The sequence below is a fragment of the Flavobacterium aurantiibacter genome, assembly GCF_002251775.1.
GTDB lineage: Bacteria > Bacteroidota > Bacteroidia > Flavobacteriales > Flavobacteriaceae > Flavobacterium > Flavobacterium aurantiibacter.
The window spans coordinates 1-17,278 of the sequence record NZ_NOXX01000193.1; the positions used below are offsets into that span (position 1 = coordinate 1).

A 17,278-nucleotide genomic window follows, 5' to 3' on the forward strand; every position below is an offset into this window, starting at 1 on the left:
ATTAAGTTCGCCATTGCCGACAATAAAGGACGTTTTAAAATCGAACTAGAAACTGGCGTTCCTTACGACGTATCCGTTTCCTACATGGGTTACAAAGAACAAATCATTAAACTCGACGGCATTTCCTACCCTGAAAGCCTGAATTTTAAACTCCAAGGAACCGGCGAAACACTAAAAGAAGTTGTCATCAACTACGACTATAAACCCATAGTTGTTAAGAAAGATACGCTTATCTACGACGTTAAAGCCTTCGCCAACGGCAACGAACGAAAAATGCGCGAAGTTCTCGAAAAACTCCCCGGCGTTGAAGTCGATAAAAACGGAAACGTAACCGTGCAAGGCAAACGCGTTACCCAAATGCTTGTCGAAAATAAATCCTTTTTCGGCGGTGGCAGTAAATTAGCCGTTGAAAACATTCCCGCCGATGCGCTCGACAAAATTGAAGTCATAGATCATTTCAATCAAGTTGGTGCACTCAAACAAGTTTCCGACAGCGACGAACTCGCCATGAACGTAAAACTCAAAGAAGACAAGAAAAAATTTGTTTTTGGAGATCTCGAAGCTGCCGCAGCCGTGGCCAACGAAACCAACTACAACTTGCTGCACGCAGGCTTGTTTTACTACAGTCCAAAAATGAATCTGAGCTTCATCGGCGATTCCAATAACATCGGCAACAGCACCTTTACTTTCGAAGATTTAATGCGTTTTCAAGGCGGCGTAAGTACGTTCCTAAGCAACAAACCTGCGCTTACAAACCTCTATGATTTCACAAACGAAAATACCGACGTTATCGAAAATAAATCGCAATTCGCCGCACTCAACTACAGTTTTCAAGCGTCGAACAAACTCGACATCAGCGGTTTCGGAATTTTCTCTAAAACTTTTCTACGCGCACAATCAACTACCGAAAATCAATATCTTAAAAACGATGCGCTGACGTTCGAAAATCTTCTTCAAAAAAACAGCAGCACCAATACCTTAGGCTTACTCAACTTAAAATTCGACTACTCGCCATCCAAAAAGGAAAAATGGTACTACAACATCCACGCCGATGCCTCGCAAAACAACAACGACAACGCAATAAACTCGCAAACCAACTTGGCCAACACTAACTTTTTAACTATTGCCACTGCCGATAATGCCTCAGTAAAACAATTTGTTGAATGGCACAAAAACCACAGCGATAAAAATACCAGTACGCTCGTTATCAATCATACCTACGAAAAAACAACGCCACAAACCACTTGGTTTACGAACAACCAATTTCTACAAGGACTCATTCCGCTGCAAACCGACACTGCTTACCAGATCAATCAGATAAAACAACAAACCAACAATACCATCGATTTGTTGTTCAAGCAGTATCACATTTTCAACAATTTCAATCATTTATATACCATTTTTGGAAATACCTACACAAACGCTTCGTACACGACCAACGAAAAACAACGACTAACCAACGGCACGATTAACGACTTTTCCTCGGCTAATTTTGGAAACGACATTACCTACCAACTCAATGAAGCCAAAATTGGTCTTGAATACAAATTCAAAATCGGAAAGCTAACCGGCAAACCTGCCCTATTCGCGCATCACTTTACCTTACAAACCGAACAAGAAAACGGCAATCAAAAACTCACCAAAGTATTACCGCAACCGCAAGTAAACCTAACCTACGATTTTAATACCGCCGAATCGCTTTCCGGCAATTACGCACTCCGAAATACCTTTGCCGACGTAAGCCAGTTTGCTGACAAATTTGTGCTCCAAAACTACAATGCTGTTTTTAAAGGAAATGCACTTTTAAATAACGAGCGCTTTCACACCGCAAGCCTCATCTATACCAAAATGAGTATGTACCGCGGCCTTTTTCTAAACGCTGTAGCCTCGTTCAATAAAAAAGTTCGAACCCTTAGAAATGAGGTTCAATTGCAAGGCATCAACCAATTTACAACACCAATTCTTACCGATAACCCGGAAACGAACTACCGTTTTTCCGGAATGATTTCTAAGAAAATATACAAATTCACCCTAAAAGCAAACGCAGCCTTATCTTGGTTCTCTTACCTGCAAGAACTAAATGATGTGGAAACCGAGAATCAAAGAAACAATCAAATACTCGGCTTATCTATTCGAACAGCTAACAAAAAGTGGCCGGTAATCGAAATTGGATACAACAAAACTTTCAGTCAGTTTTCAGGAATAACGCGTGCCGATTTTTCTTCAGATACCTGGAACGGCTCGTTTGAACACACATTTTTCAAAAGTTTTATCGTAAACTTCGATTACGAATATCTGCAAAACACCAACAACACCGGACAACGTAATGCCTTCGAATTAGCTCATGCATCGTTGCGCTACCAACGAAAAAACAAAGCCTTCAGCTACGAGCTTAAAGCCCACAACTTATTCAACATACAATCGAAATTTTCCTACAATTTCTCCGACTTTATGATTAGCGAAAATGAAGTCTTTGTACTACCAAGAATCGTGATGCTGTCGATAAGCTATAAGTTGTAAATTACTCGAAGTCAATGTTGGTTTGTAGCTTCGGCACATTTTCGGCATCCCAGCATCTGCCATTCGATTCGGTTTTCTTACTTTTGTAACCTTAATTTAAAAAGACCTGAATAATGGCGCACAACATTAAAGCTGGCGTAGCTACCGGAGATGAAGTTCAAGCAATTTTTAAGCTTGCAAAAGAAAAAAACTTTGCCTTACCTGCAGTAAACGTAGTAGGTTCCAGTACCATAAACGGCGTACTTGAAACAGCTGCGAAGTTAAAAGCACCCGTAATTATTCAGTTTTCAAACGGAGGCGCCCAGTTTAATGCCGGAAAAGGCCTCAAAAACGAAAACGAAAAATCGGCAATCGCCGGAGCAATAGCTGGAGCTTTACACATACATACGCTCGCCGAAGCTTACGGAGCAACCGTAATTCTTCACACCGACCACTGTGCAAAAAAACTCCTTCCTTGGATCGACGGACTCCTAGATGCCAGCGAAAAACACTTCGCCGCTACTGGAAAACCGCTTTTCAGCTCACACATGATCGATCTTTCTGAAGAACCACTTCACGAAAACATCGAAATCTGTAAAGAATACCTAGCTCGCATGAGCAAAATGAATATGACGCTCGAAATCGAACTCGGAATTACCGGTGGCGAAGAAGACGGCGTTGATAATTCAGACGTAGATAGCTCTAAACTTTATACGCAACCCGAAGAAGTAGCTTACGCCTACGAAGAACTGATGAAAGTGAGTCCGCGTTTTACCATTGCAGCCGCTTTCGGAAACGTACATGGCGTGTACAAACCAGGAAACGTAAAACTGACACCGAAAATCTTGAAAAATTCGCAAGATTACGTGCAGCATAAATTCAATACCGGTCACAATCCTGTCGATTTTGTATTCCACGGCGGTTCGGGTTCAACACTCGAGGAAATCCGCGAAGGAATCAGCTACGGCGTTGTGAAAATGAATATCGATACCGACCTGCAGTTCGCTTACACCGAAGGAATTCGCGATTACATGGTTAACAACATCGATTATTTGAAAACGCAAATCGGTAACCCAACCGGCGACGATGCTCCAAACAAAAAACACTACGATCCGCGTAAATGGGTTCGCGAAGGCGAAGTAACTTTCATCAAACGTTTGGAAGAAGCATTTGCCGACTTAAACAACGTAAACACCCTCGCTTAATTCTAAAATTCTCGTCTTATGGCATGGTTTAAAAGAACAGAAAAGGGAATTCAAACGCCTACAGAAGATAAAAAAGACGTTCCGAAAGGACTTTGGTACAAATCGCCTACCGGAAAAATTATCGACGCCGATGAACTCGCTCGCAACTTATATGTAAGCCCCGAAGACGGCTTTCACGTGCGTATCGGAAGTAAAGAATACTTCGAAATCTTGTTCGACAACAACGAGTTTAAAGAGCTCGATGCGAACATGACTTCTAAAGATCCACTGCACTTTTTCGACACGAAAAAATATTCCGATCGACTCAAAGACGCTCAGGAAAAAACCAAATTGAAAGATGCCGTGCGCACTGCCGTTGGTAAGTCGAAAGGCAAAGACTTGGTAGTTTGCTGTATGGATTTTGCCTTCATCGGAGGTTCGATGGGTGCCGTTGTGGGTGAAAAAATTGCCCGCGGTATCGATTACGCCATCAAAAATCGTTTGCCGTTTGTGATGATCTCTAAATCGGGCGGCGCGCGCATGATGGAAGCTGCGTATTCGTTGATGCAGCTCGCTAAAACATCGGCTAAATTGGCGCAGTTGGCCGAAGCGCAATTGCCGTACATCTCGTTGTGTACCGACCCGACTACCGGCGGAACTACAGCTTCGTACGCGATGTTGGGCGACGTGAATATCGCCGAGCCGGGAGCCTTAATCGGTTTTGCGGGTCCGCGTGTAGTAAAAGACACCACCGGAAAAGATTTACCCGAAGGTTTCCAAACGTCGGAATTCCTGCTCGAGCACGGTTTCCTCGATTTCATCGTTCAGCGAAAGGAACTCAAAAACAAAATCAACCTTTTCATTGATTTAATTCAAAATCAAGAAATTAGATAAAAACGATCGACTCTCCGGAGTCGATTTTTTTTGCACAAGCTTTTCGATTTATCGAACTTTTCCTGATTTTTTGGGCGTTCCCTGCACTTTTTTCCGGCAGGCCTTGGGGCACAGCCGCAAAAAACCGCCGGTCAGGCCATGCGCTGTATCCCAAAAACCTCAACCCCACTCCCAGCCCGTTTTTGGGGATGCCGCTGCTGTCCTTAACGCGAAAGAAGTGCTGGAAAGATGCGTTCCCGAAAATCAAAATTTGGGTAAGAACGTATAAATATTTCGTTACTATAAAACCTAAAAAAATTGACAAGTCTTGCATACCTGTGGCTTTTTGGGAATGAAAATTGGAAAAGTGTTTGAAGTGATTAAAATGGTTTGATTTGAAATAATCAAAAGGTAAATTGAAATGAAAATCGATTGGTTAACGAGCTCATTTAGTTTAATTGAACAAAGCAAAAAGCAACAATATTACACCACAGAATTAAGAAAAAACTACCTGTCGTAGTTTCAGAAGTAGTAGAAACACAAATTAACCGAATTCCAGTAGCATCCTCAAGTATTGCATCTTTTGACAATGATAAAAAAGCACAGATTTTAGAAATTTAGTTTTACTGCGATGCTATTTTGCGGTCACTATCGGCGAACTTTCGCATATAGCATTTAGTTTTGGTAGTTGCGAAATAACGAGAAACGACGATAATAACTAACTTGCAAAAAAATGAAACTAGAAGATGGCCTTTAACGAGAATACACGGGTAAAAATTCCAGCCATATTACATCTTTGCAGATTAGGTTATAAATATTTATCTCTTTCTAAATCACAGTGGGATTTCGAAACTAACATTTTTGTAGACATATTTACTGAAAACATTCAACGAATCAACCCTCATTTAGAACCAAATGACGTCAAACGTTTACTCGAAGACATCATACTAGTTCTCGATAATGAAGACTTGGGTGAGGCATTCTACAAAATGCTCGTATCAAATTCAGGAATAAAACTCATTGATTTTACCGACTTTGACAACAACTCATTTCACGTTATTACCGAACTCACCTACAAAAACGGGGACGATGAATTTAGACCTGATATTACCTTATTGATAAATGGTATGCCTTTAGCTTTTATAGAAGTTAAGAAACCAAACAATCACGAAGGTATTCTACAGGAAAGAGACCGTATAAATGTACGTTTCAAGAATAAAAAGTTCCGAAAGTTCATCAATATTTCTCAGGTGCTCGTATTCTCGAATAATATGGAGTATGATCGTGAATCCATTGAACCGATACAAGGTGCATTTTACACATCTACTTCATACAGCTCAGCTAACTTTAACTGTTTTAGAGAGGGCGAGAAATTTGATTTGGCGAACATTTTAAAAACGGAAGATGATGACTTGGAAAATTTGGTTCTGAAAGACAATAATCTTTCAGCTATTAAACATTCGCCTGAGTTTATTACGAATAAAGAACCGAATACTCCTACCAATAGGATTCTGACTTCACTTTTTAGCAAAGATCGTTTTGCAATGATTCTTAAGTACGGTATTGCATATGTGAACGAAGAGAAAGGTTTGGAAAAGCACATTATGCGTTATCCGCAGATTTTTGCTACCAAAGCAATAGAACGCAAACTAGATGCAGGAATTAAAAAAGGCATTATTTGGCATACGCAAGGAAGTGGTAAAACAGCACTCTCGTATTACAACGTAAAATACTTAACCGATTATTTCCAGCGAAAAAACATTGTTCCAAAATTTTACTTTATAGTAGACCGAATAGATTTACTGGAGCAGGCAAAAAAGGAATTTAATAGTCGCGGATTAATCGTACATACCGTAAATTCAAAAGAAGAGCTACTACGTAATTTCAAAACGCAACAAGCTATTCACAACTTAGTAGGAAAACGTGAGATCACCGTCGTAAATATTCAAAAATTTAAAGACGATGACGATGTTTTTAAGGCAAATGATTACGACATAAACACGCAAAGAATATACTTCTTAGATGAGGTTCACCGAAGTTACAATCCAACGGGAAGTTTTCTAGCTAATCTTTTAAATTCAGATAGAAATGCAATTATTATAGGTTTAACTGGAACCCCGTTAATCGGAAACGACAGAACATCGCGTCAAACTTTTGGAGATTATATTCATAAGTATTATTACAATGATTCTATCGCTGACGGCTACACATTAAAACTCATTCGTGAGGATATTGAAACTACCTATAAGTTTCAATTAAAAGAGGCATTGAAAGAAGTTGAAATTCTAAAAGGCGATGCCGACAAACGAGTTATTTATGCTCACGCAAAGTTTGCAGAACCAATGCTAGATTACATTATTCAAGACTTTATCAAAAGTAGAATTCGTTTTGGTGATCACTCAATTGGTGCCATGGTTGTTTGCGATAGTGCTGATCAAGCCCGGAAGTTATTTGAAATATTCATTAATAAATACAATCCCAATCAAAGAACTGTCGAAGAAGTCCAGCCTTTAATGATGGCAGCTGAAGCGCCAGCTGAATATGATTCGTACACAAATAGTGAGCGCAAACCGTTAGTAGCGTCTCTGATTTTACATGACATCGGCTCTAAGGAAGACCGTAAAAACGAGGTTGAAGATTTCAAAAACGGGAAAATCGATATTCTGTTCGTATATAATATGTTGCTCACTGGCTTTGACGCCAAACGTCTAAAAAAATTATATATCGGTAGAATTATCAAAAATCACAATTTACTACAAACACTAACTCGAGTAAATCGTCCTTATAAAAAATTTAAATACGGATACGTTGTTGATTTTGCAGATATTACTAAGGAATTTAACGAAACAAATAGAGCTTATTTTGACGAGTTACAGGCGGAATTAGGCGATGAAATGCAAAACTACTCCAACCTCTTTAAGTCTAGAGAAGAAATTGAGGAAGAGATTAAGAACATCAAAGAAAAGTTGTTTCACTACGACTTGCGAAATGCAGAAATATTCTCGCAACAAATTAGTGAGATTGCTGACCGGCAACAAGTTTTAGAAATTAAGAAAGCCTTAGAAGTTGCCAAAAACTTATACAACCTCATCCGTTTAGAAGGTCATTTTGATTTACTGGAAAAAATTGACTTCAAAAAACTCAATCAACTTTACAATGAAGCGGCAAGGCACCTAGATTTGTTAAATCTCAAAAACAATATTGAAAACAATGTTGACACTTCTAACTTGCTTAATGTTGCACTGGAAAATGTGATTTTCATGTTTCGAAAAATTTCGGAAGAAGAAATGCTCATCGCCGACCAGTTAAAGGACATGCTTCGTAAAACCCGTGAAGCGTTAAGTGGTAATTTCGATCCCGTTGATCCGCAGTTTGTAAATTTATATGAGGAATTGAAACGATTATTTAACAAAAAGAATCTGGATGAAATATCTCAAGATGATATGAGACAAAACATTGGTTCGTTACAAAAGATATACGACAAAGTAACCGAACTCAATCGAAAAAATAATTTATTAAAAGCGAAATATGAGAATGATGCCAAATACGCTAGACTTCATAAACGTATTATAGAGAAGGGCACAATTTCGAAACGAGAAAGCGAAATTTGCGAGACCTTAACCGAAATAAAAAATCAAGTCGATGAAAAAGTGCTAATTAATACTAAAATGCTAAATAATGAAAGTTACTTCGATCAACTTTTAATTCAAATGGTGATTAGTAGCTTTGGAAAAAACAAGATAGAACTAGACTCTGAATCTGCTAAGTACATAAATACTTGTTTAGTAAAAGAATACATGAACGAATATCAAGGTAATAGAGCATGGTAGCAATAGATTTTACGGCAAAAACAAAAGAACTGATTGATAACCTCAAAGGTATTTGTACCACTTATGGATTAGGAAATGATGGTAATGAATTTAAAATAATCACTCAGGTTTTTCTTTATAAATTCATGAATGATAAGTTCGGATATGAAGTAAAACAGCTGGAGCCCAAATTAGCACAAGCCGAGAGTTGGGAAAAAGAAATTTCAAAGTACACCGACGAGCAATACGAAATGTTATTGCTTCGCATGAAGCCCGAAAATGCTAAATTGAAGAGAGAACATTTTTTGGCAAATCTCTATAACAAGCAAGACAAGGAAGAGTTCGCAAAATTATTTGACGACATCCTTCGTGATATTGCAATTTTTAACAATGATATTTTTTCTGTCAAAACGGGAACGGGTGCCAAAATTATACTGTTCGATGAATTGAGCAACTACATTACCGATAGCAGCCAACGAGATAATTTTTGTAAAGCAATTGTAAATCAATTAGTTAATTTTAGTTTTGAAAAGATTTTCAATCAAAAGTTCGATTTCTTTTCGACGATTTTTGAGTATCTCATAAAAGATTATAACAAAGACGGTGGCGGTAAATACGCTGAATATTATACACCGCATGCCGTTTCGAAAATCATGGCTTCTATTTTAGTAGACAAACCCGTTAGCAATGTTACGTGTTACGATCCGTCGGCGGGATCCGGAACCTTGTTAATGAATTTAGCACACGCCATTGGTGAAGACCGCTGCACTATTTACTCACAAGACATATCGCAAAAGTCTACAAGTATGCTGCGTTTGAATTTGATATTGAACAACTTGGTTCATTCTATTCAAAATATCATACAAGGCAATACTATGCTTACGCCTTACCACAAGGTGGGTGATAAGCTGATGACCTTCGATTACATTGTATCCAACCCACCTTTTAAGTTGGATTTTAGCGAATACGTTTCCAGTCTGGACACAAAACAAAACAAAGAACGCTTTTTTGCTGGCTTTCCAAATATTCCTAAAAAGGATAAAGACAAAATGGCGATTTATCCTTTGTTCATTCAGCACATCATGTTTTCGCTGAGTGATAAAGGCAAAGCAGCTATAGTTGTGCCTACTGGATTTATAACCGCACAAAGTGGCATTGAAAAGAAAATACGTGAACGTTTAGTTGAACAAAAAATGCTGCGTGGTGTGGTAAGCATGCCGAGCAATATTTTTGCCACTACAGGCACCAACGTATCAATTTTATTTTTGGACAAAGCAAATACGAAAGGCGATATTGTACTAATGGATGCCTCAAAACTAGGCACTACAGTCAAAGATGGCAAGAACCAAAAGACTTTGCTGTCTGACGAAGAAGAGCAACTGATAATTGAAACCTTTAACAAACACGAAGCCAAAGAAGATTTTACTGTAGTAGTTAGCTACGAGCAGATAAAAGAAAAAAACTACAGCTTTAGTGCCGGTCAATATTTTGAAGTAAAGATTGAATACACCGATATTACACCTGCCGAATTTGAAACCAAAATGAACGGCTTTAAAATGAATTTGGACAACCTTTTCGCTGAATCTAAAACCTTGGAAAAAGAAATTCAGAAACAATTAAATAGGTTGAAGTATGAATAAAGCGGTAGAGCCATTGCAGAATCATAGTTTGTTTAGCGAGCTTTCAGCATTAATTGAAGCAAGCAGGCAGAAAATTGCTGTTGCCGCAAACAGCACCTTAACCCTATTGTTTTGGCAACTAGGTAAACGTATTAATGAGGAGGTGTTGAACAAAGAACGAGCCGATTACGGCAAGCAAATTTTGCCTACACTTTCGGCACAATTAACAGCTAAGTACGGGCGAAGTTTTGAAGAGAAAAATCTTCGTAGAATGCTCCAGTTTGCACAACAATTTACCGATTCCTCAATTGTCGTTCCACTGGCACGACAATTGACTTGGAGCCATTTTTTAATTCTTATTCCGCTGAAAACCAACGAAGCGAGAATGTTTTATGCCCAGAAAGCAATGGAAGAAGGTTGGGGCAAACGCGAGTTGCGCAACCAAATCGCTAAAAAATCTTTTGAACGCCACGAAATAGCCAACTCCCAGCTGATTGCTACTAAACCCGAACTGGTAAACACTTTTAAAGATCCCTACATTTTAGATTTCCTCAACCTGAAAAACACCTACTTGGAGCAGGATTTGGAGCATGCTATTTTACATGAATTGGAAGCCTTTATTTTAGAGTTGGGCAAAGGTTTTGCTTTTATGGAGCGACAAAAGCGGATGATTATTGATGGTGATGATTTTTATTTGGATCTGTTGTTTTATAACCGTAGGATAAAGCGTCTGGTAGCCATCGAACTAAAATTAGGCAAGTTTGAAGCGGCACATAAAGGGCAAATGGAATTATACCTGAAATGGCTGAACAAATACGAAAAAGCAGAAGGCGAAAACGAACCCATTGGTTTGATCTTATGTGCCGAAAGTAATAAAGAACAGGTAGAACTATTGGAAATGCACAAAGACGGTATTATGGTTGCGGAGTATTGGACAGAAATGCCAAGCAAACAAGAACTACAACAAAAATTACATCAAATTTGCATGGAAGCCAAAGAACGCATGGCCAACAATCGCTTAAATTCAGAATATGAATAGGCTAAAAACCTTGGAAAAAAAAATTCAGAAACAATTAAATGGGTTGAAGTATGAGTAAATCCTTTAAAACATATTATATCAGGGATATTGGAAAAGTTTCAATGTGCAAAAGGGTATTAAAAGAGGAAACTTTTGAAAATGAGGAAATCCCTTTTTACAAAATTTCTACGTTTGGAGGGAAGGCGGACACCTTTATTTCACGTAAGCACTATGAAGAGTATAGGAAGAAATACTCTTTTCCTAAAGTTGGGGAAATTTTAATTTCAGCGGCTGGTACAATTGGTAAAACTGTAATTTATAATGGCGAGGACGGTTATTTTCAAGACTCTAATATTGTTTGGGTTGAGAATGATGAGAAGAAAGTACGGAATGATTATCTCTATTATTTTTTTCAAACGAAGCCTTGGTTTACAACTCACGGTAGCACAATAACAAGAATCTACAATGAGAATTTACGTAGTATAAAATTAACTGTACCGGAAAGTCTTATTGACCAACAAAAAATCGCCGCCGTCCTTTCCGCACTCGACTCCAAAATCGAGCTCAACAACCGCATTAATGCCGAGTTGGAAGCCATGGCAAAAACGCTTTACGATTATTGGTTTGTGCAGTTTGATTTTCCAGATAAAAACGACAAGCCGTACAAAAGCAGTGGCGGAAAAATGGTTTGGAATGAGGTATTGAAACGGGAGATTCCAGCGGGGTGGGAAGTGCAGAAAATGTCTGAATGGATTGATATTGATAAAAGCGGAGATTGGGGCAAAGAAGAAGAAGAAGGAAACTTCACTAAAAAAGTAATTTGTTTCAGAGGTGCGGACATAAATGGTTTAAATGGACTTGATGAATTAAAACCACCAGTTCGATATATTCTTGAAAAGAACTCGTTTAAGATTCTTAAATCACATGATTTAATCATTGAAATTTCAGGTGGAAGTCCAACACAATCAACAGGTCGTTTGGCTTTCATTACAGATGCAACAATCAACCGGTTTGAGCATCCATTAATCTGTTCAAACTTCTGTAAACCTGTTTCAATGCGAAACAAAAAACTGCTATACAATTTTGTTTACTACTGGAATAGCCTATATGATAATGGCGTATTCTTTGGCTACGAAGGCAAAACAAGTGGCATTAAAAACCTTCTCTTAGATTCCTTCATTAGTTCTTATTATACTGTTGTTCCTGATGAAAAGATTGTTGACCAATTTTACAACTTCATGGAAAACACCCAAGAAAAAAAACAAACCGCTTTAGCAGAAAACCAAAAACTAACCGAGCTCCGAGATTGGCTATTGCCCATGTTAATGAATGGGCAGGTGAAGGTGAAAGAAGAAATGGAAACAGAATTGTCAATGGCTGCTGAGCCTGCGGCTACTTATGAAAAAAGCCGCACATAATGTGCGGCTAATTGCGACAGGCGAAGGAATCGAACCTTACCACTCCCTAGTTAAATTCAGAATTGAAGACCAACACAAGGAATTCTAATTGCCACAGAACCTGTCGAGCGGGTGCGCCTGTGAACCTACAATTTGAACTATCAAACATTCAAACCCTGTTAAAAAGCTTGAAACCATTAAATGGACGCTGATTTTGATTATTGTTTCTTTCATACTCTTGATTTTTAGTTTGTTAAAAATAATTTCCGACAGAAAAACAACTGTTACCTCGTGTAAATGCCAAAATTTCAAACAACTGAACCAACCAAGACTTTAAGTGTAAGTTTAAAAAATATAAAATTAATCAAGTTGAATAACTTTGAACCATGAGAAATGAACTAAATGTTAATACAAACATACTTACTTGGGCAATAGCTCGAGCTAGATATGAATTGCAAGCATTTATTTAAAAGTTTCTATAAGCACAAGACGTTGAACTTCCCCCCGTGCACTTACCCGCGTAAGCGATTGCAGTGAAAATACCGCGCCGGCGGTGCGTAGTTTTTGGCGCTTCGGGGTGGCGACCACCGGAAGCCGAACCGCAGCCATCCAAAAACACGTACTGGCAAGCGGTATTGCAACGAAAAGCGCGACGGCGGCCTGCACGTATTTTCTTTGAAGAACAATCGAGCCGCCGGTACGCCCAAAAACTACTAGCATAAGACAATCAAAAACCGTCGAAACAATTGTTTTCAATACGGGCTTTAGTACCTTTGCATTATGGAAGTAACGAAGAAAGATATTCGCGCGTTAAGCAAAGAACAATTGCGCGATTTCTTTATCCAATCCGGCGATCAAGGGTTCCGCGGCAATCAAGTGTACGAATGGCTGTGGAAGAAAGGTGCACACGATTTCGACGACATGACCAACCTTTCCAAACAAACCCGCGCGCTACTCCAACAGCATTTCGAAATTCGCCACATTAACGTCGACCAAATGCAACGCAGCGAAGACGGCACCGTGAAAAACGCCGTTCGCCTGCACGACGGTTTGGTTGTAGAATCGGTACTTATACCCACCGAAACCCGAACTACCGCCTGCGTTTCGAGCCAAGTGGGTTGTAGCCTCGACTGCAACTTTTGCGCCACCGCCCGACTAAAACGCATGCGTAACCTGAACGCCGACGAAATTTTCGATCAAGTAAAAGCCATCGATACCGAAAGCCGCGCGTACTACAACCGTCCGCTTTCCAACATCGTTTTTATGGGCATGGGCGAACCGCTGATGAATTACAACAACGTTTTGGCCGCTATCGACCGCATTACGTCCGACGAGGGTCTGGGAATGTCGCCCAAACGCATTACCGTTTCCACATCCGGAATTTCAAAAATGATTCGGAAAATGGCCGACGACGGCGTAAAGTTTAAACTCGCCGTGTCGTTGCATGCTGCCGTTGAAGACATTCGGAACGAAATTATGCCGTTTACCAAAAACTTTCCGTTAACCGAACTCAAGCAAGCCTTGGCGTATTGGTATCAGAAAACCAAAAGTCGGGTTACTTACGAGTATGTGGTTTGGAAAGGAATTAACGATCATAAACAAGCCATCGACGCCTTGGTGCAATTTTGCAAATACGTGCCTTGCAAAGTAAACTTAATTGAATACAACGCCATAGACGACGAGCGCTTTCAACAAGCCGATGAAAAAGCGATAAACGCCTACATCGCGGCTCTTGAAGCCAACAATATTGTAGTGAAAGTGCGCAGAAGTCGCGGTAAAGATATCGACGCCGCCTGCGGACAATTAGCAAATAAAGAACAAAGCATTAACACCTGATTAGCGGTCGACTACCTACCTTTGTAACTATGAAAATTACTGAGCAGATCAAGCAGCCAATACAGGCAGAAATGGAGCGCTTTGAGTCGAAGTTCCATGAATCGATGACTTCAAAAGTTGCCCTGCTCAACCGCATAACCTACTACATTGTAAATCGGAAGGGCAAGCAAATGCGCCCCATGTTTGTATTTCTTTGTGCCAAATTGCTCAACAACGGCTCGGTTAACGAACGTACCTTTCGCGGAGCTGCCGTTATCGAACTCATTCACACCGCCACACTCGTACACGACGACGTAGTTGACGATTCGAACAAACGCCGCGGATTTTTCTCGATAAACGCACTTTGGAAAAATAAAATTGCCGTTTTGGTGGGCGATTATCTGCTCTCAAAAGGTTTGCTGCTGTCTATTGATAACGGCGATTTCGATTTGCTTAAAATTATCTCGGTCGCTGTTCGCGAAATGAGCGAGGGCGAACTGCTTCAAATTGAAAAAGCGCGTCGACTCGACATTACCGAAGATGTGTACTACGAAATCATCCGAAAAAAAACAGCAACACTCGTGGCATCCTGCTGTGCTTTAGGAGCACAATCGGTGAGTCAAGACGAAGCTGTCGTGGCGCAAATGCGTTTATTCGGAGAATACATTGGCATGGCATTTCAAATCAAAGACGATTTGTTTGATTACAGCGACGAAGCCATTGGTAAACCCACAGGAATCGATATTAAAGAACAGAAAATGACCTTGCCGTTGATTCACGTGCTGAATACGGTCGACAAAAAATCGAAAGATTGGGTGATTAATTCCATCAAAAATCACAACAAAAATAAACAACGGGTTAAAGAAGTAATCGCTTTTGTAAAAGAGAACAATGGTTTGATTTACGCCGAAAATAAAATGTTGGAATATCAGCAAAAAGCGCTCGACATTTTATTCACTTTTCCACAAAACGAATACCGCGACGCCTTACAATTAATGGTAAACTACGTTATAGATCGAAAAATATGAAGTTTTTTAGTACGCCAGCTGCTTTGGTTCAAGACGCCTTATCCAAATCGTATTCCTACGCCGAATACCGTAAATTAGTAACCGACTTAATTGCCGAAGGGAAAAGTACGGGGCCAAAACAATCGGCCGATTTGCTGCAATACAGCGAACTCAACGAAGCTCGAATGTCGCGACTCGACAAAACTTCTGAAATCTATCCGGAAATTGCCGCTCAGCTCGAAAAACTTCCGCACCGCCAAACCTGGATTGCCATTACCGAAGGCTGGTGTGGCGATGCTGCCCAAATCTTGCCGTACATCAACAAAATGGCCGAGGTTGCACCAAACGTAAGCTTTAAGTGTGTTCTTCGCGATGAAAATCCGGAATTTATGGATTATTTCCTTACGGGAGAAGCGCGTTCGATTCCGCGAATTGTAGTTACCGATACCGACACGTTTGAAGTATATGCGGCCTACGGACCACGCCCGTTCGAAGCTGCAGAAATTGTGCGTCAGTACCGCGACAAATACGGCGTGATCGACGAAAAGTTAAAAATTCACCTGCAGAAATGGTATAACAAAGACGCTGGAATGCTGATTCAAAGGGAGTTTTTGAGTTTGGTGAAGTTGTAAAGCGAGATAAATGACAAAATATCTTTGTTAGATTAGCTGAAAAGGGGATTCTTTGTTTCGAAATCAAATCAATCTCATTCGCTAAAAAAGAGTCACCGTAAAAGTCTCGACGATTTAATTTGGCTCGCTTACAAAGCTGATATGATTACTCTTTGAACAAAATCATTTGTATTTAGAAAAGTAATTTTCTTTCTAAAAACATCGCTATCAACAGTTTCTCTAAGTTTTCTGAAACATTCATCAGCAAATGAATTGGTAACAACCTCAACACCTTTAAAGTCAAGAAACACCTTTTCATTTGAATTAATTTTTTCGATAATGGACGTACGAACTTGTGCTCCTAAATCTCTTGTTCCGAGACTTGAGCCAATATCTCCAAATTGGATAGTTGCATTCATGATTAAAATTCGTTTCCAACAATAAAACACAAAAGTATTACATTTTAAAGTAAAAAGTAATACATACTTTGTAAACTGCAAATACTATTCCCTATCGCCAAACAAATCTTCATAAACCTGTTTTTTGTAATCGTAAAATTTGCTAGTGAAGGAAGTATAATCAACGTCTACATTTGTATTAATTCTTATATGAACGCAGGTTCCTTGCCAATAATCAATATCTTTTACAGCTGTCTCATTTTCGGAAACACTCAGAGTTTTGTTTCCAGAAAAAATACTCATCCAACCCCTGTTGAGTTTGATAAACTCAGCTGTTGCATAAAGCCCATGGCCTTGTCCACCTCCTTTAGTAACGCCTTCTTCTATGCATTTCAAAATTGCTTCTTCCTCGGTAAAAGTAAAGGCCTTGCTTAAGGATTTATGGACTCCAATTCCATAATCACAGGCAATTAGCCGTATTGTATTTAGTGTTGAAAAATATTGTGCTGCAATCCAACCTTCATTTTGTTCAGAATGATTGAGAACATTATCTAAAATCTCATTAAGGCAATAGTCTAAGCTCACGTAAACATTCTCATGCATTGAAGCTTTTTTTCTCAAAATACCAAGAAAACTGTGTAAAACAGTAATTTGATTTTGCCGAGTGTATTTTTGAATTTGTACAGAAGTTTCATCATTACCTTTATCAACACTAAATGGGAGTTGAACTTTTAACTCCTCGAAAAATTTCATACCTGCTAAATAATTTGCTGGAAGTGAAGCTTGCTGTACATAAATTCGCCCGCTAACAACATACCCAAGACTTTCTAAATACTTTACTGTGCACAATAAAAGCAAAGCATAGTCTGGATAAATGAAGTTGCAATTTGTAAAATCGATACTAACTTCAGTTGTAGGAACAATTTTATATTGATTTACTAGATCACTGCAAACTTTTAAAGCCTGACCGTGTGATTTAGCTAACTCCCTAATTCTAATTAAAAATGCCATCCTATAAATCAATTGGACACCATAAATTTAACTAGAA

At 39.2% G+C, this 17,278-nt stretch carries 14 protein-coding genes; 10 read left to right on the forward strand and 4 right to left on the reverse strand.

The window, feature by feature from the left end:
- The 3 genes from CHX27_RS15540 to accD all read left to right on the forward strand — a co-directional run.
- Nucleotides 1-2,520 (forward strand): TonB-dependent receptor (locus CHX27_RS15540; RefSeq protein WP_094486185.1); only part of this gene is annotated, 2,520 nt, incomplete at its 5' end.
- 113 nt (nucleotides 2,521-2,633) lie between these two features.
- The gene (gene fbaA, locus CHX27_RS07710) at nucleotides 2,634-3,704 is read left to right on the forward strand and encodes a class II fructose-bisphosphate aldolase (RefSeq protein ID WP_094486186.1); all 1,071 of its coding nucleotides are present in this window, start codon (nucleotides 2,634-2,636) and stop codon (nucleotides 3,702-3,704) included.
- Nucleotides 3,705-3,722: 18 nt separating this feature from the next.
- Nucleotides 3,723-4,577, forward strand: coding sequence for an acetyl-CoA carboxylase, carboxyltransferase subunit beta (gene accD / locus CHX27_RS07715; RefSeq protein WP_094486187.1), 855 nt, complete (start codon nucleotides 3,723-3,725; stop codon nucleotides 4,575-4,577).
- Here accD and CHX27_RS07720 read toward each other — a convergent pair.
- On the reverse strand, nucleotides 4,570-4,890 hold the full coding sequence (locus CHX27_RS07720; RefSeq protein WP_094486188.1) for a hypothetical protein: 321 nt from the start codon (nucleotides 4,888-4,890) through the stop codon (nucleotides 4,570-4,572). The two genes, accD and CHX27_RS07720, sit on opposite strands and share 8 nt — an antisense overlap.
- Before the next feature lie 412 nt (nucleotides 4,891-5,302).
- Between CHX27_RS07720 and CHX27_RS07725 the strand changes: the two genes are divergently transcribed.
- The 4 genes from CHX27_RS07725 to CHX27_RS07740 are packed head-to-tail and all read left to right on the forward strand — an operon-like array spanning nucleotide 5,303 to nucleotide 12,420.
- On the forward strand, nucleotides 5,303-8,386 hold the full coding sequence (locus CHX27_RS07725; protein ID WP_094486189.1) for a type I restriction endonuclease subunit R: 3,084 nt from the start codon (nucleotides 5,303-5,305) through the stop codon (nucleotides 8,384-8,386).
- A complete protein-coding gene (locus tag CHX27_RS07730; protein WP_094486190.1) occupies nucleotides 8,380-10,005 on the forward strand; it encodes an HsdM family class I SAM-dependent methyltransferase in 1,626 nt (541 codons plus the stop codon). Before CHX27_RS07725 ends, CHX27_RS07730 begins: the two co-directional genes overlap by 7 nt.
- Nucleotides 9,998-11,023: a PDDEXK nuclease domain-containing protein gene (locus tag CHX27_RS07735; RefSeq protein ID WP_094486191.1), complete on the forward strand. Its 1,026-nt coding sequence runs from the start codon at nucleotides 9,998-10,000 to the stop codon at nucleotides 11,021-11,023. The genes CHX27_RS07730 and CHX27_RS07735 overlap by 8 nt, the downstream gene beginning before the upstream one ends.
- Nucleotides 11,024-11,073: 50 nt before the next feature.
- The gene (locus CHX27_RS07740) at nucleotides 11,074-12,420 is read left to right on the forward strand and encodes a restriction endonuclease subunit S (protein ID WP_094486192.1); all 1,347 of its coding nucleotides are present in this window, start codon (nucleotides 11,074-11,076) and stop codon (nucleotides 12,418-12,420) included.
- 441 nt (nucleotides 12,421-12,861) lie between these two features.
- Here the strand turns inward: CHX27_RS07740 and CHX27_RS07745 are convergent, their stop codons facing one another.
- Nucleotides 12,862-13,155, reverse strand: coding sequence for a hypothetical protein (locus CHX27_RS07745; protein WP_133063437.1), 294 nt, complete (start codon nucleotides 13,153-13,155; stop codon nucleotides 12,862-12,864).
- A gap of 24 nt (nucleotides 13,156-13,179) precedes the next feature.
- Here CHX27_RS07745 and rlmN point away from each other — a divergent pair, with 24 nt between their 5' ends.
- The 3 genes from rlmN to CHX27_RS07760 are packed head-to-tail and all read left to right on the forward strand — an operon-like array spanning nucleotide 13,180 to nucleotide 15,853.
- Nucleotides 13,180-14,235, forward strand: coding sequence for a 23S rRNA (adenine(2503)-C(2))-methyltransferase RlmN (rlmN, locus tag CHX27_RS07750; protein ID WP_094486194.1), 1,056 nt, complete (start codon nucleotides 13,180-13,182; stop codon nucleotides 14,233-14,235).
- A 29-nt stretch (nucleotides 14,236-14,264) separates the two neighbouring features.
- Complete coding sequence (locus CHX27_RS07755) at nucleotides 14,265-15,242, forward strand: polyprenyl synthetase family protein (RefSeq protein ID WP_094486195.1); 978 nt, start codon at nucleotides 14,265-14,267, stop codon at nucleotides 15,240-15,242.
- Complete coding sequence (locus CHX27_RS07760) at nucleotides 15,239-15,853, forward strand: thioredoxin family protein (RefSeq protein WP_094486196.1); 615 nt, start codon at nucleotides 15,239-15,241, stop codon at nucleotides 15,851-15,853. The genes CHX27_RS07755 and CHX27_RS07760 overlap by 4 nt, the downstream gene beginning before the upstream one ends.
- Nucleotides 15,854-15,981: 128 nt before the next feature.
- Here the strand turns inward: CHX27_RS07760 and CHX27_RS07765 are convergent, their stop codons facing one another.
- Both CHX27_RS07765 and CHX27_RS07770 read right to left on the reverse strand, forming a co-directional pair.
- Nucleotides 15,982-16,251 carry an STAS-like domain-containing protein gene (locus CHX27_RS07765; protein ID WP_094486197.1) on the reverse strand — a complete coding sequence of 90 codons (270 nt, stop codon included), beginning with the start codon at nucleotides 16,249-16,251 and terminating at the stop codon, nucleotides 15,982-15,984.
- 84 nt (nucleotides 16,252-16,335) lie between these two features.
- Nucleotides 16,336-17,241 carry an ATP-binding protein gene (locus CHX27_RS07770; protein ID WP_094486198.1) on the reverse strand — a complete coding sequence of 302 codons (906 nt, stop codon included), beginning with the start codon at nucleotides 17,239-17,241 and terminating at the stop codon, nucleotides 16,336-16,338.
- Nucleotides 17,242-17,278: the final 37 nt, after the last annotated feature.

Bases quoted from the DNA above. Each gene is read 5' to 3' on its own strand.
- CHX27_RS07765 (WP_094486197.1), bottom strand. From the start codon at position 16,251: ATGAATGCAACTATCCAATTTGGAGATATTGGCTCAAGTCTCGGAACA.
- CHX27_RS07720 (WP_094486188.1), bottom strand. From the start codon at position 4,890: ATGCAAGACTTGTCAATTTTTTTAGGTTTTATAGTAACGAAATATTTA.
- CHX27_RS07770 (WP_094486198.1), bottom strand. From the start codon at position 17,241: ATGGCATTTTTAATTAGAATTAGGGAGTTAGCTAAATCACACGGTCAG.
- CHX27_RS07725 (WP_094486189.1), top strand. From the start codon at position 5,303: ATGGCCTTTAACGAGAATACACGGGTAAAAATTCCAGCCATATTACAT.
- CHX27_RS07740 (WP_094486192.1), top strand. From the start codon at position 11,074: ATGAGTAAATCCTTTAAAACATATTATATCAGGGATATTGGAAAAGTT.
- fbaA (WP_094486186.1), top strand. From the start codon at position 2,634: ATGGCGCACAACATTAAAGCTGGCGTAGCTACCGGAGATGAAGTTCAA.
- rlmN (WP_094486194.1), top strand. From the start codon at position 13,180: ATGGAAGTAACGAAGAAAGATATTCGCGCGTTAAGCAAAGAACAATTG.
- CHX27_RS07730 (WP_094486190.1), top strand. From the start codon at position 8,380: ATGGTAGCAATAGATTTTACGGCAAAAACAAAAGAACTGATTGATAAC.
- CHX27_RS07735 (WP_094486191.1), top strand. From the start codon at position 9,998: ATGAATAAAGCGGTAGAGCCATTGCAGAATCATAGTTTGTTTAGCGAG.
- CHX27_RS07760 (WP_094486196.1), top strand. From the start codon at position 15,239: ATGAAGTTTTTTAGTACGCCAGCTGCTTTGGTTCAAGACGCCTTATCC.
- CHX27_RS07755 (WP_094486195.1), top strand. From the start codon at position 14,265: ATGAAAATTACTGAGCAGATCAAGCAGCCAATACAGGCAGAAATGGAG.
- accD (WP_094486187.1), top strand. From the start codon at position 3,723: ATGGCATGGTTTAAAAGAACAGAAAAGGGAATTCAAACGCCTACAGAA.